Annotated in this window: 22 protein-coding genes; 12 read left to right on the top strand and 10 right to left on the bottom strand. The window is 69.9% G+C overall.

Going from position 1 to position 18,528, the window contains the following annotated elements:
• Positions 1 to 8 precede the first annotated feature (8 nt).
• Both AB0C12_RS22980 and AB0C12_RS22975 read left to right on the top strand, forming a co-directional pair.
• Entirely contained in the window at positions 9 to 650 is a 642-nt protein-coding gene (locus tag AB0C12_RS22980) for a futalosine hydrolase (protein ID WP_360551045.1), read from the top strand.
• Positions 651 to 758: 108 nt separating this feature from the next.
• Positions 759 to 1,586, top strand: coding sequence for a 1,4-dihydroxy-6-naphthoate synthase (locus tag AB0C12_RS22975; protein WP_360551043.1), 828 nt, complete (start codon positions 759 to 761; stop codon positions 1,584 to 1,586).
• Between the two features lie 58 nt (positions 1,587 to 1,644).
• On the opposite strand, the gene AB0C12_RS22970 is transcribed toward AB0C12_RS22975, so the two are convergent.
• Genes AB0C12_RS22970 through AB0C12_RS22960 form a run of 3 tightly spaced genes read right to left on the bottom strand, consistent with a single transcriptional unit; the run spans position 1,645 to position 2,910 of the window.
• Entirely contained in the window at positions 1,645 to 2,031 is a 387-nt protein-coding gene (locus AB0C12_RS22970; protein ID WP_360551041.1) for a cold shock domain-containing protein, read from the bottom strand.
• 46 nt (positions 2,032 to 2,077) lie between these two features.
• Complete coding sequence (locus tag AB0C12_RS22965) at positions 2,078 to 2,704, bottom strand: HAD family hydrolase (protein ID WP_360551039.1); 627 nt, start codon at positions 2,702 to 2,704, stop codon at positions 2,078 to 2,080.
• The gene (locus AB0C12_RS22960) at positions 2,701 to 2,910 is read right to left on the bottom strand and encodes a hypothetical protein (RefSeq protein ID WP_212991315.1); all 210 of its coding nucleotides are present in this window, start codon (positions 2,908 to 2,910) and stop codon (positions 2,701 to 2,703) included. Before AB0C12_RS22960 ends, AB0C12_RS22965 begins: the two co-directional genes overlap by 4 nt.
• An 82-nt stretch (positions 2,911 to 2,992) precedes the next feature.
• On the opposite strand from AB0C12_RS22960, the gene AB0C12_RS22955 reads away from it, so the two are divergent.
• Positions 2,993 to 5,431: a helicase-associated domain-containing protein gene (locus tag AB0C12_RS22955; RefSeq protein ID WP_360551036.1), complete on the top strand. Its 2,439-nt coding sequence runs from the start codon at positions 2,993 to 2,995 to the stop codon at positions 5,429 to 5,431.
• A gap of 178 nt (positions 5,432 to 5,609) precedes the next feature.
• Positions 5,610 to 7,271, top strand: a complete 1,662-nt coding sequence (locus tag AB0C12_RS22950; RefSeq protein WP_360551034.1) for a DNA repair helicase XPB — start codon at positions 5,610 to 5,612, stop codon at positions 7,269 to 7,271.
• 4 nt (positions 7,272 to 7,275) lie between these two features.
• On the opposite strand, the gene AB0C12_RS22945 is transcribed toward AB0C12_RS22950, so the two are convergent.
• The 4 genes from AB0C12_RS22945 to ligD (AB0C12_RS22930) are packed head-to-tail and all read right to left on the bottom strand — an operon-like array spanning position 7,276 to position 10,133.
• On the bottom strand, positions 7,276 to 7,908 hold the full coding sequence (locus AB0C12_RS22945) for a hypothetical protein (RefSeq protein ID WP_360551032.1): 633 nt from the start codon (positions 7,906 to 7,908) through the stop codon (positions 7,276 to 7,278).
• On the bottom strand, positions 7,905 to 8,246 hold the full coding sequence (locus AB0C12_RS22940; protein WP_212991311.1) for a PadR family transcriptional regulator: 342 nt from the start codon (positions 8,244 to 8,246) through the stop codon (positions 7,905 to 7,907). The genes AB0C12_RS22945 and AB0C12_RS22940 overlap by 4 nt, the downstream gene beginning before the upstream one ends.
• 32 nt (positions 8,247 to 8,278) lie before the next feature.
• Positions 8,279 to 9,190, bottom strand: coding sequence for a non-homologous end-joining DNA ligase (gene ligD, locus AB0C12_RS22935; RefSeq protein WP_360551030.1), 912 nt, complete (start codon positions 9,188 to 9,190; stop codon positions 8,279 to 8,281).
• The gene (gene ligD, locus AB0C12_RS22930; RefSeq protein ID WP_360551028.1) at positions 9,183 to 10,133 is read right to left on the bottom strand and encodes a non-homologous end-joining DNA ligase; all 951 of its coding nucleotides are present in this window, start codon (positions 10,131 to 10,133) and stop codon (positions 9,183 to 9,185) included. Before ligD (AB0C12_RS22930) ends, ligD (AB0C12_RS22935) begins: the two co-directional genes overlap by 8 nt.
• Before the next feature lie 94 nt (positions 10,134 to 10,227).
• On the opposite strand from ligD (AB0C12_RS22930), the gene AB0C12_RS22925 reads away from it, so the two are divergent.
• On the top strand, positions 10,228 to 11,265 hold the full coding sequence (locus tag AB0C12_RS22925; protein ID WP_360551026.1) for a Ku protein: 1,038 nt from the start codon (positions 10,228 to 10,230) through the stop codon (positions 11,263 to 11,265).
• A 13-nt stretch (positions 11,266 to 11,278) separates the two neighbouring features.
• Positions 11,279 to 11,767: an NUDIX domain-containing protein gene (locus AB0C12_RS22920; RefSeq protein ID WP_360551024.1), complete on the top strand. Its 489-nt coding sequence runs from the start codon at positions 11,279 to 11,281 to the stop codon at positions 11,765 to 11,767.
• A 97-nt stretch (positions 11,768 to 11,864) separates the two neighbouring features.
• On the opposite strand, the gene AB0C12_RS22915 is transcribed toward AB0C12_RS22920, so the two are convergent.
• Both AB0C12_RS22915 and AB0C12_RS22910 read right to left on the bottom strand, forming a co-directional pair.
• Positions 11,865 to 12,410, bottom strand: coding sequence for a type 1 glutamine amidotransferase domain-containing protein (locus tag AB0C12_RS22915; RefSeq protein ID WP_360551022.1), 546 nt, complete (start codon positions 12,408 to 12,410; stop codon positions 11,865 to 11,867).
• Positions 12,411 to 12,439: 29 nt separating this feature from the next.
• Positions 12,440 to 12,907: a DUF2231 domain-containing protein gene (locus AB0C12_RS22910; protein ID WP_360551020.1), complete on the bottom strand. Its 468-nt coding sequence runs from the start codon at positions 12,905 to 12,907 to the stop codon at positions 12,440 to 12,442.
• Between the two features lie 174 nt (positions 12,908 to 13,081).
• On the opposite strand from AB0C12_RS22910, the gene AB0C12_RS22905 reads away from it, so the two are divergent.
• From AB0C12_RS22905 to AB0C12_RS22880, 6 genes are all read left to right on the top strand, one after another.
• Positions 13,082 to 13,435: a DUF1304 domain-containing protein gene (locus tag AB0C12_RS22905; protein WP_360551018.1), complete on the top strand. Its 354-nt coding sequence runs from the start codon at positions 13,082 to 13,084 to the stop codon at positions 13,433 to 13,435.
• 257 nt (positions 13,436 to 13,692) lie between these two features.
• Positions 13,693 to 14,133 (top strand): DUF6232 family protein, encoded by a 441-nt coding sequence (locus AB0C12_RS22900; protein ID WP_360551016.1) that lies wholly within the window; start codon positions 13,693 to 13,695, stop codon positions 14,131 to 14,133.
• Between the two features lie 178 nt (positions 14,134 to 14,311).
• Complete coding sequence (locus AB0C12_RS22895) at positions 14,312 to 15,226, top strand: helix-turn-helix transcriptional regulator (RefSeq protein ID WP_360551014.1); 915 nt, start codon at positions 14,312 to 14,314, stop codon at positions 15,224 to 15,226.
• Positions 15,227 to 15,254: 28 nt separating this feature from the next.
• Entirely contained in the window at positions 15,255 to 15,476 is a 222-nt protein-coding gene (locus tag AB0C12_RS22890) for a DUF397 domain-containing protein (RefSeq protein WP_360551012.1), read from the top strand.
• Between the two features lie 282 nt (positions 15,477 to 15,758).
• A complete protein-coding gene (locus tag AB0C12_RS22885; RefSeq protein ID WP_360551010.1) occupies positions 15,759 to 15,959 on the top strand; it encodes a DUF397 domain-containing protein in 201 nt (66 codons plus the stop codon).
• 68 nt (positions 15,960 to 16,027) lie between these two features.
• Positions 16,028 to 16,582: a DUF6226 family protein gene (locus AB0C12_RS22880; RefSeq protein ID WP_360551008.1), complete on the top strand. Its 555-nt coding sequence runs from the start codon at positions 16,028 to 16,030 to the stop codon at positions 16,580 to 16,582.
• A 773-nt stretch (positions 16,583 to 17,355) separates the two neighbouring features.
• Here AB0C12_RS22880 and AB0C12_RS22875 read toward each other — a convergent pair.
• Positions 17,356 to 18,498 carry a geranylgeranyl reductase family protein gene (locus AB0C12_RS22875; protein WP_360551006.1) on the bottom strand — a complete coding sequence of 381 codons (1,143 nt, stop codon included), beginning with the start codon at positions 18,496 to 18,498 and terminating at the stop codon, positions 17,356 to 17,358.
• Positions 18,499 to 18,528: the final 30 nt, after the last annotated feature.

The raw sequence follows: 18,528 nt of genomic DNA, 5'->3' as shown, positions 1-18,528 counted from the left end.
CGGGTCGCTTGCTCATCGTCACCGCCGTGGCAGCCGAGGCCGCAGCGGTCCAAGCCGGCGTCGAAACATCCGGCACCGACCCCGCCACGGTCGTCGTCGCCCCCGTAGGCGTCGGCCCGGCCGCCGCTGCCGCCGGCACAGCCCGCCTGCTCACGCTGGCCGAGGCCGCCGGCACCCCGTACCGCGCCGTCATCAGCGCCGGCATCGCCGGTGGTTTCCCCGGCCGCGCCGCCGTCGGAGCGACTGTCCTCGGTGCCCGGACGATCGCCGCCGATCTGGGCGCGGAATCCCCGGACGGCTTCCTCCCGGTCGATCAGCTCGGCTTCGGCAGCAACCTCATCGAAGCCGACCCGGCCCTGCTCAAGGCCCTGACCGCGGCCCGGCCGACCGCTATCGTGGGCGACATCCTCACCCTTGCCACGGTGACCGGCACCAACCAGACCGCCGCCACCTTGCAGGCCCGCCACCCGTTGGCTGTGGCCGAGGCCATGGAGGGTTACGGCGTTGCCTGCGCCGCGCTGCTCGCCGGTGTCCCGTTCATCGAGCTGCGCACCATCTCCAATCCCATCGGCCCGCGAGATCGGGCTGCCTGGCGCCTCCGGGAAGCATTCTCCGCGCTGTCCGAGGCCGCCGCCGCAGCCTGTGGATAACTCTGTGGAAAACGGCCGGGGCACGGCGGTGTGGGCGAAACTACGTGTGGCAATGCAGACACCGTTCGTTGCGGGTGTCGGGGGTCCGGCGTCGTTACCGTGAGGGGCGTGGCGCTTTCTCTGGCGGTTTCGCCCTGTCCCAACGACACGTTCGTCTTCCATGCTCTTGTGCACGGTCTGATCCCCGGTGCCGAGCCGGTGGAGTTGACCTTCGCCGACGTGGACGTCACGAACACCGCAGCCGAGCGCGGCGCGTTCGACCTGGTCAAGGTCAGCTTTGCGGCGCTGCCGTGGCTGCTCGACGACTACGACCTGTTGCCCTGCGGCGGTGCGCTGGGCCGGGGCTGTGGCCCCCTGGTCCTGACCCGCGGCGACGGCCGATTCGCCGACGGCGACCTGTCCGGCGCGACGGTCGCTGTGCCCGGCGACCGCACCACGGCGTACCTGTTGTTCCGCCTCTGGTCGGAGAAGCACCCGCCCGCGCGCATCGAGGTCGTCCCTTTCCACCAGATCATGCCCGGGGTCGCCGAGGGCCGGTTCGACGCCGGCCTGGTGATCCACGAGGCCCGCTTCACCTACCCGCGGCACGGGCTGACCGCGCTGGTCGACCTCGGCGAGTGGTGGGAGGGCGACACCGGCCTGCCGATTCCGCTGGGTGCGATCCTGGCGCGCAAGGGTGCCGTGGATCCGGCCGAGGCGGCGGAGTGGATCCGCAAGTCGGTCAGCATGGCCTGGGCCGATCCCGACGCGAGCCGCGAGTTCGTGCTGAGCAACGCGCAGGAGATGGAGCCGGAGGTCGTCCAGCAGCACATCGGGCTCTATGTCAACGAGTTCACGCTCGACCTGGGCCAGGAGGGATTCGCCGCGGCTGACGCCCTGCTCGGCCGGGCGTCCGCGGCGGGCATCACTCCGGCGGTCAAGCCGCTGGCCGGCTAGGCACAGGCAAAAGCCGGGCCGAGCAGAAGCCCGGCCCGGCAAAAGCCCGCTGACAAACCTAGATCTCCAGCTCCCGAGCCACCGCATGGACCAGCTGCGCGACCTTCTCAGCCGTCCGCTTGTCCGGGTACTTCCCCCGCCGCAGATCAGGCTGGATCTTCGCCTCGATCACCTTGATCATGTCTTCGACCATGCCGTGCAGCTCGTCGGCGGGCCGGCGGCGCAACTGGGCCATCGACGGTGGCGCGTCCAGCACCTTGACGCCCATCGCCTGGGCGCCCTTGCGGCTGTCCACCACACCGAATTCCAGCCGCTGACCCGCTTTCAGGTCCGCGGTCCCGGTGGGCAGGGCGCCCTTGGGCAGGAACACGTCCCCGCCCTCGTCACTGGTGACGAACCCGAAACCCTTCGCCGCGTCGTACCACTTCACTCGACCCGTGGGCACCGCTGACCTCGACTTCACTCATTGGACTCGATTGCTCACGGCAAGGTTATCCAGCGCCTGTGCCGGGCCCAACCGTTATCTTTCGCAGCAGCGCCGGGAAGGCGGTCAAGTCGGACAGCACGTGTGCCGCGCCGGCCTCTTTGAGCTCGTCCGCGCTGCATGGGCCGGTGGCGACGCCGATGCCCGGGATTCCGGCCGTCCGGGCCGCCACCATGTCCGCGACGTGGTCGCCCACGTACCAGTCGACTCCGTGGGCCGTCAGAGCCGCCGCTTTGCCCTCGGCGAACAGGTCGCCGGCCAATTCGTCGGCTTGCAGGCCCAGGTGCGCCAGGTGCAGGGCGGCGAGCCGGCCCAGCTTGGACGTGACAACCACCACACGAAAACCTTGATCCCGTACGGCGGCCAGCGCGTCGACGGCTCCCGGGGTCGGGACCGTCGGCGTGATCGCGTAGTCCGGGTACAGGGCCCGGTACGTGGTGACCGCTTCCTCGACCTCCGCGGGCGGGAACCATTCGCTCAGTTCCGTCCGCAGTGGCGGGCCCAGCCGGGTGACGGCCAGGTCGGCGTCGACCCACACGCCGGTCTTGGCCGTCAGGGCCCGGTAGGCCTCGCGGATCCCCGGCCGGGAGTCGATCAGGGTCATGTCCAGGTCGAACCCGACCGCCGGGGTCACGGCGTGGTGGTGGGGGTGTACGTCAGCTGGTCCACCGGCAGCGGGAACTCCTGGTCGTCACCGAACGGCGACGGCGCGGCCGGACGGTCGGCGATCAGCTCGGAGACGGGCAGGTGCCCCTCCTTGATGCTGGACTCCCGGCCCGGCTTCTGGGTGGCGTGACCCTCCGCGACCGACGTGCCCGGCATCTTGTTGTCTGCCCCCACGGTTACTCCCCTTGGTATTCGCCGGGTCCGGCCAAGCCCCGGACCCCTCACCATGCTCCCATGGCGGCTAGCGTTGAGAACGATGGCCACCGCATTCGCCGACCAGCTCCGGTCGCTCACCGATGACGCCCTGGGCGCGCTGATCCAGCTGCGCCCGGATCTCGTCGTGCCCGTGCCGTCCGACGTCTCCGCGCTGGCCGTACGCGCCCAGTCCCGGGGCTCGGTGGCCCGCTGCCTCGACGCGCTGGACGAGTTCACCCTCGCCGTGCTCGACGCCGCGCGGCTCAGCCGGGCCGAGGAGACCGCGCTGACCTCGGTCGCGGCCATCGTCGAGCTGGCCGCCGCCACGGTCGCCCCGGCGGACGTACGGGTCGCGATCGACCGGCTCCGCGCCCGGTTCCTGCTGCACGGCCCCGAGGACGCGCTGCAGATCGTCGGTGCGGTTGATGAGGTCACTTCGCCGTACCCCGCCGGCCTGGGCCGTCCCGCCGACTACCTGGACCCGCAGGCGGCGGTCCTGTGCGCGGACCGCGCGAAGCTGCGCCGGGCCGTGCTGGCCGCGCCGCCGGGCGCCCGGGCGGTGCTCGACCGGCTCGCGGCCGGGCCGCCGGTCGGCGCGCTGAGCTCGGGCGGCTCGGTCGCCGAGCCGGTGCAGTGGCTGATCGACCAGCACATCCTGGTGCCGGTCTCGGAGGCCGGCCGCGCGCCGCGGGCCGACGGTGAGCTCGTCGAGCTGCCGCGTGAGGTGGGCCTGCTGCTGCGTCGTGACTCCGGGCCGCTGGGCACGCTGCGGCCGCTGCCACCGACACCCGAGGGTCCGGTACGCGATCCCAAGTCGGTCGATTCCGCCGGGGCCGGGCAGGCCATGGAGGCGGTCCGGCACGTCGAGACCCTGCTGGAGGCACTGTCGGCCGAGCCCGCCGCCGTGCTCAAGACCGGCGGGCTGGGTGTCCGCGACCTGAAGCGACTGGCCCGTTCCGCGAATCTGGACGAGCCCTCGGCCGCGCTGCTGATCGAGGTGGCGTACGCGGCGGGCCTGCTCGGCGAGGCGGACGCGGCCGGCACCGGCCGGGGCGTCACCGCCAGCCGGGCGTCCGGGCTGGTCGACGAGATCTTCCTGCCGACCGGCGGTTACGACCTGTGGCGGGCGTTGAGCATCGCGCAGCGCTGGGAGGCGCTGGCGAACTCGTGGCTGGCGATGACCCGGCAGCCCGGCCTGATCGGCCAGCGTGACGACCGCGACCGGCCGATCAATCCGCTGGCCCCGGACGCCGAGCGGGCCGGCGCACCGCAGGCCCGCCGGGAGGTGCTGGCCGCCCTGGCCACGCTCGCGCCCGGCACCGCGCCGAAGGCCGACGAGGTGCTCGAGCTGCTGGCCTGGCAGGCCCCGCGCCGCGCTCGCGGCCGGGAAGCGGCCCACCGTGATGCCCTGACGGGGGCGGCCACGCTCGGCGTGACCGGCCTGGGCGCGCTCACCTCGTACGGGCGGCTGCTGCAGAACGAGGATGTGCCGACGACCGACACCGATCCGCTGGGTGCCGGTCCGGGTGGCGGACGGGTGCCGGGCGCTTCCGACACCGTCCGCACGCTTGACGCGCTGCTGCCCGCGCCCGTCGATCACGTGCTGGTCCAGGCCGACCTGTCGGTCGTGGTGCCCGGACCGCCCGAGCCGGAGCTGGCCGCCGAGCTGGACGTCGTCGCCGAGCCCGAGTCCGCCGGCGGCGCGAGCGTCTACCGGGTCACCACGGCGAGTGTGCGCCGCGCCCTGGACGTCGGCTACAGCGCCGGTGACCTGCACGCGCTCTTCCGGCGCCGGTCGCGCACCCCGGTGCCGCAGGCGATGACCTATCTGATCGACGACTCCGCCCGCAAGCACGGTGGCCTGCGCGCCGGCTCGGCCGGTTCCTACCTGCGCAGCGACGACGAGGCGCTGATCGCCGAGGTGCTGACGGACAAGCGGCTGGGCACGCTGGCTCTGCGGCGGCTGGCTCCCACGGTGCTGTGCAGCCCGGTGCAGATCGCCCGGCTGCTGGGGGCGCTGCGGGACGCCGGTTTCGCCCCGGTCGCCGAGGACGCCGCCGGGTCGGCCGTGCTGGCCCGGCCGAAGGTGCGCCGCGCGGTGACCCGTACCCCGGTCTCGTCGCGGCTCGGTGAGCAGGCCGGACCCCCGATCCTGGCCGGCCCGCGGCTGGCCGGGGTGGTCGAGCAGATCCGGCGCGGGGACGTCGCGACCCGCGCGGCCCGCCGCGCGCCGGTCACCGTGCGGGCCGCGAACGGCCAGCAGGTGCCCGGGCTGACCTCGGTGCAGGCACATACGCAGGCGATGGCGGTGCTGCAGCAGGCGGTACGCGACAAAGCCCGCGTCTGGGTCGGTTACGTGGACTCGCACGGCGCGACGCTGTCGCGGCTGGTGCGGCCGGTGTCCCTGAGCGCGGGCTATCTGCGCGCCGAGGACGAACGGACGGAGACGTTGCACACCTTCGCGCTGCACCGGATCACAGCCGCGGTCGTGGAGGACTGACGGCCGGGACCGCGCGCCCCCGTTGCCCTGCTCGCGCGCGACCCGCCCGCCGTCCGATGGTGCTTCTTGCTCAAACGCCCGGCCTGACCGAAGCGTTGCACATGGGATCAACCTTCTTCGCTGGGTCGAACCCCGTGTCACACTGGAGGGTCTTCTCTCGCTCGTCGAAGGGCACCTGGTGACCGGCGGACCACTGATCGTCCAGTCCGACAAGACTCTGCTGCTGGAAGTCGACCACCCGGACGCGCAGGCGTGCCGGATGGCGATCGCCCCGTTCGCGGAGCTGGAGCGCTCCCCCGAGCACGTGCACACCTACCGGCTGACGCCGCTGGGCCTGTGGAACGCGCGCGCCGCCGGGCACGACGCCGAAAGCGTGGTCGACTCCCTGATCAAGTTCTCCCGCTATCCGGTGCCGCACGCGCTGCTGGTCGACGTGGCCGACACCATGGACCGCTACGGCCGGTTGCAGCTGATCAACGACCCGTCGCACGGGCTGGTCCTGCGCGGGCTGGACAAGATCGTGCTGGTCGAGGTGGCCAAGAGCAAAAAGCTGGCCGGCATGCTCGGCGCGCGGCTCGACGACGAGACGATCGCGGTGCACGCCTCGGAGCGGGGCCGGCTCAAGCAGGCGCTGCTCAAGCTGGGCTGGCCGGCCGAGGATCTGGCCGGTTACGTGGACGGCGAGGCGCACGAGATCGGCCTGGCCCAGGACGGCTGGACGCTGCGGTCGTACCAGCAGGAGGCGGTGGACGGCTTCTGGGCCGGTGGCTCCGGCGTGGTCGTGCTGCCCTGTGGCGCCGGCAAGACGCTGGTCGGCGCGGCCGCGATGGCCACCGCCAAGGCGACCACGCTGATCCTGGTGACCAACACGGTCGCCGGCCGGCAGTGGAAGCGCGAGCTGGTCGCCCGCACGTCGCTGACCGAGGACGAGATCGGCGAGTACAGCGGCGAGCGCAAGGAGATCCGCCCGGTCACCATCGCGACGTACCAGGTGCTGACCTCGCGGCGCGGCGGCGCGTTCACCCACCTCGACCTGTTCGGCGCGCGCGACTGGGGCCTGGTCATCTACGACGAGGTGCACCTGTTGCCGGCGCCGATCTTCCGTTTCACCGCCGACCTGCAGGCCCGCCGCCGGCTGGGCCTGACCGCGACGCTGGTCCGCGAGGACGGCCGCGAGGGCGACGTGTTCTCGCTGATCGGCCCGAAGCGCTACGACGCGCCCTGGAAGGACATCGAGGCGCAGGGCTGGATCGCCCCGGCCGAGTGCACCGAGGTCCGGGTCACCCTCACCGACGCCGAGCGCATGACGTACGCGGTGACCGAGGCCGAGGAGCGTTACCGGGTGGCCGCGACCGCCCGCACCAAGCTCCCGGTGGTCCGCGCGCTGGTCGAGAAGCACCCGAATGAGCAGGTGCTGGTGATCGGCGGTTACATCGACCAGCTGCACCAGCTCGGCGAATATCTCGACGCCCCGATCGTGCAGGGCTCGACGACCAACAAGGAACGCGAGCGGCTGTTCGACGAGTTCCGCTCGGGCTCGCTGAAGACGCTGGTGATCTCCAAGGTCGGCAACTTCAGCATCGACCTGCCCGAGGCGGCCGTGGCGATCCAGGTCTCCGGTACGTTCGGCTCCCGGCAGGAGGAGGCTCAGCGCCTCGGCCGGGTGCTGCGCCCGAAGGCCGACGGCCGCCAGGCGCACTTCTACACGGTGGTGTCCCGCGACACGATCGACACCGAGTACGCCGCGCACCGCCAGCGCTTCCTGGCCGAGCAGGGCTACGCGTACACGATCGTCGACGCCGACGACGTGCTCGGCCCGCCGTTGCCGCAGGTCGACTGACCGGTCACTCGACGGTCGGCGGCACCGGGACGACGTCCGGCGCCTCGGGCTCCAGCGGGGCCTCGGTGCCTGGCACCACGCTCACCGCGGGGCCTTCGACGGAGGCGCTCTGGGTCAGGAAGAGAGCCCCGGCCACGCAGCCGATCAGGGCCATGACCACAGCGACGATTCCGGCCGCGACCACCGCCCGCAGCCCACTGTTGCCGTCCGGCCTGGGGGTCGGGGGCGGCGGCGCGAACGGCGGCCCGGCCACCGGCGGCGGCGCGTACGACGCGCGGGCGAAGCCGGGGTCGGGCGGGAACGGGCCGGCGTAGGCGGGCGGCGGCGAGTCCGGCGGCGGTGCGACAGCCGGCAGCGGCCGTCGCGCCGCGCTGGTCGCCCCGGCGTAGGACAGCACCGGCTCGGCCATGCCGGCCTCCTCGTACGCCGCGGCCGCGACGACCTCCGGGCTGCCGAGCCGTTCCAGCAGCTCCAGGAGCTCGCCCTCGGAGGTCACGCCCCGTTCCACGCGTTCGTTGCTGATGTGCGCCGCGATCTCCGCGAGCAGTTCGCGGCGCTGGAGCACCGGCAGGCCGGTGAGCCGCAGCTCCAGCTCGTGCAGATACTCCGCGACGGCGTCGTTGGTCTTGTCGCTCATGCCCCACCGGTCCCTACGAGACGGTCGACGGTCTGTCGAAAGGAAACCCACTCCGAGCGGAAGTGCTCGAGTGCCGACCGCCCGCTGTCGGTGAGCGCGTAGTAGCGCCGCGGCGGCCCGGACGGCGACTCGCTCCACTTGCTGTCCAGCCAACCCACCCGGCGCAAGCGGGACAGCAGCGGATAGATCGTGCCCTCGGAGGCGGCGAGGTTCCGTTCCTCACCGAAGCGCCGGACGATCTCCGTGCCGTAGCGGTCCTCGTGCTCGACCATGGCGAGCACACAGAACTCGAGCGTCCCGCGCCGGAGGCTGGTGGAGAGTTGCGCGACGTCGGCCATGCGCCACACGGTACCTTGCCACGCAAGGTAGCTCAACGAGTCGGTACGGCCGGCCCGGGTTCCAGCAGGTCAACCAGCAGATCACCGTGGATTTCCACGCGCTCCAGCACCTCGGCGGCGCCGAACTGCCGGGCCGCCCCGGAGCCCAGCGCCATCTCCGCGACCTCGTCCCAGGTCAGCGGCGTCGAGGCGGTCGGGCTGTCCTGGGCCCGCAGCGAGTACGGCGCCACCGTGGTCTTGGCCGCGTTGTTCTGGCTCCAGTCGATGAACACCTTGCCGGGCCGGACCGCCTTGGCCATTTTGGCCGTGATCGACCCGGGCACCTGCGCGGACAACTCCTCGGCCACCCGCTTGGTATAACCCGAGACCGTCTCGGCGTCCTGGGTCCCGGAGATCGGCACGCAGAGCTGCATGCCCTTCTTGCCCGAGGTCTTGGGATAGGCGGCGAGGCCGTCGTCGGCGAGCCGGTCGCGCATCAACATGGCGACGCCGCAGCACTCCTTGAGCGCGGCCGGTGCGCCCGGGTCCAGATCGACCACCAGCAGATCGGGATCCGCGCCGATCCGCCACTGCGGGGTGTGCAGCTCCAGCGAGGCGAGATTGGCCACCCAGACCAGGGTGGCCAGCTCGTCGACGACCACGAAGTCGATGGTCTCGCGGTCCTTGGTCGAGCCGGGCACGGGCAACGTCTCCAGCCGTACCCAGGACGGGGTCCCGCCGGGGGCGTTCTTCTCGAAGAAGTGCATGCCGTCGACGCCGTTCGGATAGCGGATCCGGGTCAGCGCGCGGTCCTTGAGATGGGGCAGCAGCACGGGCGCGATCCGGGTGTAGTAGTCGATCACCTCACCCTTGGTGAAGCCGACCGCCGGGTACATCACCTTGTCGAGGTTGGACACCTCGAGGTCGCGGCCCTCGATCTGCACCGCATACCGCTGTCTAACCATCCTCGTCCTCCTCGGCGCACTCGTCCGGAGACTTATCCGGGCGCAGCCGCAGGAAACGCGGGAACCGCAGCCGGCCGTCCGGGGTCCGGTTGCCGTACCGCACCTCGGTGACCAGCTCCGGTCGCACCCAGTGCGCACCCCGGGAGTCCTCGCGGGGCACCGCGCCGGGCAGGAACGGCGACTCCCGGGTCTCCAGCGGCGCCAGCACCGACAACAGCTCCCGCTCGGCAGCCGCACCGATGCCACCGCCGACCCGGCCACGGAACCGCAGCTGCCCGTCCGGACCCGGTACGCCCACCAGCAGGCCGCCGAGCTTGCGCACCCCGGCCCGCCAGCCACCGATGACGTAGTCCCCGGTCCGGTCGAACTTGACCTTGATCCAGTCCGGTGACCGGGCTCCCGGCAGATACGCCGAGTCCAGCCGCTTGGCCACGACACCCTCGAGGCGGTTCTCCCGCGCGGCGGCCTCGGTGGCCGCCCCGTCCGTGAACGCCGGGGGCACCATCCACGATCCGCTGCCCAGGTCAAGGCTCTCCAGATGCCCCCGCCGCTCCACGTAGGGGACGTCGAGCAGGGACTGGTCGCCGTACCGGAGCAGGTCGAAGATCATGTAGGTGACCGGCAGGGTCACCGCCAGCCGGGCCGCCCGGCCGGGATCACGGACGTGCATCCGCTCGGCCAGCGCGGTGAACGACGGCCGCCCGGCCGCGTCGAGCACGACCATCTCGCCGTCCAGCAGTGATCCGGACGGCAGCGACAGGCCGGTGACCTCGGGATATGCCAGCGTCACGGCGGCACCGGAGCGCGCCCACAGCTGCGGCGGCCCCTCGGTGAACGACGACAGCACGCGCACGCCGTCCCACTTGAACTCGTAGCTCCAGCCCGGCCCACGGGGCAGCGTGCCCGCGGTAGCGAGCATCGGCGAGAGCGGCGCACCCGGCACCTGATCACCATAGGCACCAGCGAACACCTTACGCAGGCGTCTCTCTGATGCCATCCTTGATCCGGGGACTGCTCACGGGTGGGTTGGAGACGAAATGCGAGCGATCTGGAAGGGCGCGGTCTCGTTCGGCCTGGTGTCGATCGCCGTGAAGCTCTTCTCCGCGACGGAGGAGAAGGACATCCGGTTCCACCAGGTGCACCGCACCGACGGCGGCCGGATCAAATACAAGCGCACCTGCTCGATCGACGGCGAGGAGGTGACCTACGACGACATCGCCAAGGGTTACGACCTCGGCGGGGGCGAGATGGTCATCCTGACCGACGAGGACTTCGCCGAGCTCCCGCTGACCACCTCGCGGGCGATCGACGTGCTGCAGTTCGTGCCGGCCGAGCAGATCGACCCGCTGCTGTTCGCCAAGGCCTACTACCTCGAGCCCGAGGGCCAGGCCGCCAAGCCGTACGTGCTGCTCAGGGACGCGCTGACCGAGTCCGACCGGGTCGCGATCGTCAAGGTCGCGCTGCGCCAGCGCGAGCAGCTGGCCACCCTGCGGGTGCACGACGACGTGCTGGTGCTCAACACGATGCTCTGGCCCGACGAGGTCCGCACGCCCGACTTCGGCTTCCTGGACGAGGACATCGAGACCCGCCCGGCCGAGCTGGCGATGGCCAGCTCGCTGATCGACTCGATGGCCGGCAGTTTCAAGGCCGAGGAGTTCACCGACAACTACCGGGCCGCGTTGCAGGAGGTCATCGACGCCAAGGTCGAGGGCCGCGAAATCGTCGCGCCCGAGGAGGCCGAGGAGGCGCCGGCCGCCGCCGTCGACCTGATGGCCGCGCTCAAGGCAAGCGTCGAACGCGCCAAGAAGGCCCGCGGCGAGGCCCCGGAGGAACGGGCCCGGGAAATCGGGGCCACCCCGATCGGCGCGGCCAAGTCGGCCGCCAAGAAAACCTCATCCGGTACGGCTACCAAGTCGGCAACCGCAAAGAAGGCCGCCCCGGCGAAGAAGTCGGCAGCGGCCAAGAAAACTCCAGCCGCGAAGGCGACTGCCGCGCCGTCCAAGACCGCAGCCGCGAAGAAGGCTCCGGCCAAGAAGACCGGCACCGCTACGAAAGCGGCGAAGAAGTCCGCCTAGTTAGTCTTGTCCCGTGGCATTGACGTGGGCTGAGTCTTATCTGGGTCGGGTCCGTTCGAGCGTGGGCGACACCGACACGATCCTGTTCGTGGGAGCGCGGGGTGTGATCCTCGACGAGCAGAACAGACTGCTGCTGATCCAGCGTTCCGACAATCACCGCTGGGCGATCCCGGCGGGTGCGATGGAGCTGGGCGAGAGCATGGAGGACTGTGCGATCCGTGAGGTCTGGGAGGAGACCGGCCTGCGCGCGACCTCGCTGACGCCGTTCGCTTTCCACACGTCGTACACGTACACCAATGAGTGGGGCCACACCTACCAGCAGATCCTGATGTCGTTCCGGATCCACACCTGGGAGGGCGAGCTGCTCAAGGTCACCGAGGAGTCGGTCGACGCCGGTTTCTTCCCGCTGGACGCGCTGCCCGGACCCAAGTCCACGGTCATCGACGAGGTGCTGGCCGACCTCGCGTCTTTCGAGGCCACCGGCCGGATGGTGCTGAAGTAGGCGTTTCCCGCCGGGTCAGCCCGGCGGCCGCCCGGCAAGGCCGTGGCGCACCGGCCTCCGCCTGTGCGCCACTGGGCCCGCTGCGGCCGTACCGTGGTTATTTGGTGTTGCTGATCTGTTCGAGGAGCTTGTCGCAGAAGGCCGGGAGGTCATCGGGCTTGCGGCTGGTCACCAGGCCGTCGTCGACGAAGACCTGCTCGTCCACCCAGGTCGCGCCGGCGTTGGCCAGGTCGGTGCGCAGGCTCGGCCAGCTGGTCAGGGTGCGGCCGTCGACGACACCGGCCTCGATGAGGGTCCAGGGGCCATGGCAGATCGCCGCCACCGGCTTGCCCGCACTGAAGAAGTCGCGCACGAAGCGCACCGCCTCCGGATCGGTCCGCAGGAAGTCCGGGTTGGCCACGCCGCCGGGCAGCACCAGCGCGTCGTAGTCGGTCGCCGAAGCGTCCTTGGCCTGCTTGTCCACCGGGTACGTGCCGGCTTTGTCCATGTGGTTGACGGCCTGGATCTCGCCGTCCTTGATCGAGACGAGTTCCGCCGTGCCGCCGGCCTCCTCGACCGCCTTCCGGGGCTGGGTGTACTCGACCTCTTCCACGCCGTCGGTCGCGAGGAACGCGACCCGCTTGCCACTGATCGATGTCGCCATCGTCCGCGCCTTTCTCCGTCTCCGCTCTGTCAGAGAATGCGGTTCCCGGCTTCCGCGCGGGCAAACGCCGGGGTGCGCCGGCGGCGGTTGACCAGCTCGCCGCCGTACCAGGCTCCGAACACGGCCCCGGCCAGGGCGAGCAGCTCGATCGCGACCAGGCCGCCGCCGGCCACCCGGTCGGGGGTGCGCATGCGGACCATCAGGATGACGGTGAAGATCAGCAGGACACCCATGTTGACCAGGCCCTGGAGCACGCCGCGCCGCTTCGCGGGGGTGCCGTTGGGGATGAACATCAGATCGATGGCGGAGGCGGCCGCGGCGAGGACACCGCCGATCAGGCCGGCGACCAGGTTCCAGTAAGCGAGCGCGCCGAGGATGTCGGGACCGCCGAACACGTTGCCCAGGTCGAACAGGACGGCCATCGCGAACAGGCCGAGGGGGAACATCACCAGGACCGGCTGGACGGCCTGATTGGCGATCCGGAGTCTGCTGTCCATGCGGGCTGTACCCTCCCCTACCTGCTCGTTCATCAACGTCGAGAGTTCGGCTACCCGGGGACCGCGGCGGCGAAACGCACCGTGTCGCTGGTTACGTCCATCGATGAACCTTCATGTCCTATCGTTGGCCAAGATCCGGTTGCGACCTGCTCGCCGGCAGCGGAGGGAATTGCCATGGAATGGGCAGCACGGATCCTGGTCGGCCTGGTGGCCGCGATCCACATTTACATCCTCGTCCTCGAGATGTTCCTGTGGCGGACAGATCGGGTGCGTGCCACGTTCGGTACCACCGCGGAGTTCGCCGAACAGACCGCGACCCTGGCGGCGAACCAGGGCCTTTACAACGGATTCCTGGCGACCGGCCTGATCTATGGTCTCATCTCGGACGACCTGACGTTCCAGGTATTTTTCCTGTCCTGCGTGATCGTCGCGGGCATCTACGGCGCCCTGACAGCGACGACCCGGATCCTGTTCGTGCAGGCCATCCCGGGCGCGGCGGCCCTGCTGCTGGTGCTGCTGGCCGCCTGATCCACGAGTCGGCTTGTACGCAATCTGCAACATGGCAGGTTGAGTGGTAGCGAGCAGCGCCATGGCCATGCTGTACTGAGGGCAGGCATTGAAGGGCGGATCTGGAGGGAAACAAGGAACGGCACCCGGCGGCAACCGGGTGCCGTTGTCGCCTCCAGGGCGTCGTGCGATGCGACGCGCGAGGCGGGGTCGACTCTCTACGCCAATGGTGGCCCGCACTTCCCCTCCTCGCAAGGAGTCGTGGAGAGGAGTTCGCCATGCGCATCTACTACCGTGGACCCGACGCAGTGGTGACCGACGGACAATTTGCCTGGCTCGGGGACCCCGTGAGAATGGTGCTGATCCGGGACCTGCGAAACGTCCGGCGGGCGCACACCGACGCGCGCCGCGGAAACCCCCGGGCCATGCAGGTCGGCCTGGCCGCCCTGCTCGTGACAGCAGCGGGGTGGAGCACCCTCGGCACCACCGCCGTCCTCGTGTCGGCCCCGCTCTGCGCCGCCATCGCCGGCATCAGCACGGCGGCGTACTGGCGGCTGCGGCCTCAGCGGTGGGAGCTGCTGGCCACGTACAAGGGCAGCAACGTGACCCTCTACGCGACCTCGGACGTGCGGGTCTTCAACCAGGTTGCCAGGGCCCTGCGCCGCGCGGTCGAGGACTCCCGGCCGGCCACCGATGGGTACGACCTGGTCGCCGCATGACGGACAAACCATGTCACGCAGTGCTCCTATCGGGTGACAACTAACAGTTTGATCAATACCAGAGACGCGGTGATTCGTTCTCAGTACGATTTGGTCGCAACCTCGCTGTCTGCAAGATAGCCACCAGCGAGGTTGCGATCGCCTCGTCCGACGTACTCCTCGCGCTGATGAAGGACTCATGACTGAAGGTGATTCGCCGACAGTCGCGCGCCGCCGCATACGCCTAGCGTTGCGCGAAGCCCGCGACGCGGCCGGCCTCACCCAACTTCAGGTCGCCGAGGAGATGGAGTGGTCCCTGTCGAAGGTGATCCGCATCGAGAACGGCGATGTGACCATCGCACCCAATGACCTACGGCCGCTTCTGTCCTTCTATGGGATCAAGGACCGGAAGCAGGTCAGTGATCTGCTGACGTCGGCGCGGATCGCTCGTGCGCGGCAGCGCCAAGCCTGGTACCAAGCTCCGGAGTTCCGTGAGCTGCTCTCGGACGCCACGCGTCGGCACATCGAATACGAGTCCGAGGCGGTTGCCGTCCGATCGTATTCCATCTATTACCTGCCTGGTTACCTGCAGACAGAGCAGTATGCCGCCGCCCTGACGGGGACCTTCGACCCGGAGGACATCGGCTCCCTCGAGCGGATCCAGCTCCTCATCCGGGCGCGCCGGACGCGTCAGGAAACTCTGTTCGCCCGGGCCGGCAACGTTCAGGTCTTCGTTCTTCTGGATGAGTCCGTCTTCATGCGGCCCATCGGCGGGGCACAGGTGTTCGCGGAGCAGTTGTCAGAGATACGACGACGGGCCGGCGACGGACTCATACACCTGCGGATGCTGCCCTTCAACCTGGACCGCCCCATCGCGAACAACGGCAGCTATGAGCTGCTCGCCTTGCGCGATCGCGGCGCGGACAGCGAGATCCTGTACCGCGAGAACGGCATCTCGGACGAGATCATCGAGGACCGCGCGACCACCGGTCGCCACCGCAGACGTTTCGAACAGCTTTGGCACTTATCGAATGACGAGCCGGACACGATCCGATTCCTCGACACTCGCATCAAGGATCTGGAGACACAATCGCAGAGCCGCCAAAGATCATGATCAACTTGCACCCGGTACACCAGCGTCGGTGTACGAACGAATCGGAGATATTGTGTCAATTCTAGAGCAGCCCGAATGGCGTAAGAGCAGCTACTGTTCCGCAGGCAACTGCGTCGAGGTCGCCCAGGTGGCGGAACAAGTGCTGGTCCGCGACTCCAAGAATCCGGCCGCGGCGCCCCTGGCTTTCACCGCCGAAGAATGGTCGGCATTCGTCCGCGGTGTCAACGACGGGCAGTTCCTTTTCAATTAGCATGCTCGTCCGTTCCGGGTGCAGTCGACGTGAAGGCACGCGTCAAGTGCTCGCGGAACGGGCGTACAAAGTGGCCGGCGACGCCAGACTCATTGACGCCGTAGGACCGCGCTGCGCCCGGAAGACATGCCAAAACATGCGCATTAGGACAAACCCGCGCCGTATAGCGTGACATTAGCCGCATTCGTCGCACAGTTCGAGGTTTCACTCACTACAGACTCCTCCCGCACCTGTCGGGCGTCGCTTACCGTGTTACACGGGAACCGTCACGGAGGAGTAAGCATGATGAACTCGACGGAACAACCTGCTTGGCGCAGCAGCAGTAAGTGCTCGGACGGAGCCTGCGTGGAGATCGCCGCGGTCGACGGCGGATACCTGGTCCGGGACAGCAAGCGTCGCGAGCAGCAGCCGATGTTCTTCACCGAGGAAGAGCTGTCCGTCTTCGCGGCGGCATTCGTGGCCGGGGAGTTTCAGCCCGAGTGAGCATTTCCGGTCGCTGATCTTCTGGCGTTCCCGGCTGTGCCCCGGGCCGAGCGGGGCATAATTCGCTGGTGGGCGACACCGGATCGCGACCGGACAGCTTCTCTTCCCGGGTCTCTGACGCGGGGCGGTTCCTCGTGCTGCACGAGGCGGCCGAGGACGTTCTCGATGAGCTGACCGAGCGTTACGTCGTCGACCGGCGCGAGAGCAAGGAGCCGGTCGGGCCCGCGCCGGGTGCTGAGGTCGTGCGCACCGTCCGGCTCATGCCTCGCAGCCCGGCCGCCGGCCCGCTGTCGATCGCCTTCACCGACTTTCCGGGTGTTGTGCTGCGCTTGGGCCGGTGGTTCTTCGAGGCGTTGCCCGACTGCGGCTGCGACGACTGCGCCGAGGACCCGGCCGCTCTGGTCGAGGACCTGCGAGCCCGGGTGTCCGCGCACGTCGAGGGCGGGCTGTGGGAGCGCGTCCGGCGTGGGGTCACCGGGTCGTGGCTCGAGACGCGGCTCATCGGGCCCGGACTGCGGACCACCCGGCAGGCACCGATCGACCCCACCGAGGCGCGAGCCGCCCGACGCGAGGGCTTCGCCGCCGCCGTGCAGTGGGCCCCGTGGATCCGTCGCGCGCCCTGAGCCAGGACAGAGCCCGAGCTGGGCATTCGCCGTGCAGGTGGCCGCTCGGGATCCGCGGCAAGGGCGACGGTCTGTTCGACGCGGCGATGCCGTCGAAGGTCAGGCGACAGCGCCCACAGCTCCCCGAGTGTGTATTGGATTTCAGCTCAACCAGTGCCATCTCTGGGCACCGGGAGCAGGCCTCACGGGCGTTAGCGGTGGTAGGGACGCCGTTCCAGCGGAGTCCCTACCACCATCAGTTCCGATGCTCACCCAGTCCAAAGGCAGCACGGAGCTTCGCCCTCATTACTGAGGACGAAATCCCCCTGTCAACGCACGTCGGTCGAGGTGGTAACGGCGGGACCGCATCGTTCAGCCTTCCGTACACCTTCGGAGGACAGGTAGTAACCGCGACCCGCTGGATCCTGTTACCCCCGCGACAGTTCGTCGCGCCTGGGCAGTTCCAGCTGGTCAGCAAGCGGCACGACGGGCCAGACATCGCAAGACCGTTTGCCTCACCCAGTCCAAGCAGGGAGTTGCTCATGAACCGCTGTGTGATCTCCGTACCGTTGCCCCGCGATCAGTATCTGATCATCCTCGTACTGGTCCTGGTCATCGTTTTCACCCGGTAGCCGAAACGGCCAGCGCCCGCGGATCTCGTCTGCCGGCGCTGGCCACCGACCGGCGTGCCGCTGCGGCATCCGCAGGGTGCGCGTCCCCTCGGTTTATCCGCAGCGTTGGTGCAGGCTGGAGCGCTTGGTCAAATGACTGCGGAGTGATCGCCGCGGGAGCTCTCAGGCGGCGCGGCCGCCGAGCACGTTGATCGCCGTGCTGATGGAGGGGCGGCGGACCACGTTCGCCATGGAGAGTTCGCCGCGGCAGAAGGCTTCGAAGGCGCGCCAGCCCATGGGGGTCGCGAAGGCCGCGTGCATCAGCCGGGGGTGCTTGGCGAAGACCCGTAGCAGCCGCCGGCCGGCCGCCATCTCGGGCGCCAGCTCGCCCTCCACCTGCTGATCGTATTCGGCCAACTCGGCCGGCGTCCGGGCCCGTGCAGCCACCTCACCGGCCCACGTTCCCGACCGTAGGGCGTAGCTGATCCCTTCCCGGGTCCACGGCTCCAGGAGCCCGGCGGCATCGCCGACGACCAGCACCCTGCCCTTGCGCAGCGGCGCGTCCGTCCGGCGGCAGCGCGTCAGATGCCCCGAGTCGCGGACCACCCGCCGGTCGGCCAGCCCGAGCTGGGCCAGCAGGTCAGCCAGGTACTTCTTGGTCTCGGCTCCCCGCCCCTTCTCCATGATCACGCCGACGGTGAGCTCGTCGTCCTTCGGGAACACCCAGCCGTACGAGCCGGGCACCGGCCCCCAGTCCAGCAGCACCCGCCCCCGGTACGCCGCGCGGTCGGCCTCGGTCGCGGCCACCTCGACCTCCAGGCCCAGGTCCTGTTGGTCGAACGTGACCCCCACGTGCCGGGAGCTGATCGCCGCTGAGCCGTCCGCGCCGATGACGAAGCGTGCGGTGATCACTTCGCCGTCGGCCAGGGTCACAGTGGCTTCGTCGGCGTCCTGGTCGAGCGTGCGGACCTGGGCGTTCTGGCGTACCTCGGCGCCGGCCGCGCGGGCTGCCTCGTACCAGGCGTAGTCGAAGTCGGTGCGCCGTACCATCGTCAGCACCGGGTGTCCCGGTGACCTGCGGGTGAATGGCCGGCGGCCGTTCTCGGTGAAGGTTATGGCCGCGACCGTGTCGCGGGCCGGGACCGTGATCCGCGGGGCCGCTATCGCCAGCGAGGTGCCGATCAGGCCGCCGCCGCAGGTCTTGTAGCGCGGGTGCTCCGCGCGTTCGAGCACGATCGTCCGGGCCCCCGCCGTGGCCGCGGCGTGTGCCGCCGCCAGACCGCCCGGGCCGGCGCCGATCACGGCGACATCCCACTGCGTTGTCACCTGCCGGATTCTAGCGATCATCGCTGTGTA

Source organism: Actinoplanes sp. NPDC048967, from assembly GCF_040649415.1.
In the GTDB taxonomy this organism is placed as follows: domain Bacteria; phylum Actinomycetota; class Actinomycetes; order Mycobacteriales; family Micromonosporaceae; genus Actinoplanes.
Note: the sequence above shows the minus strand (reverse complement) of the source record. Positions and strands in the feature narration are given on the sequence as shown.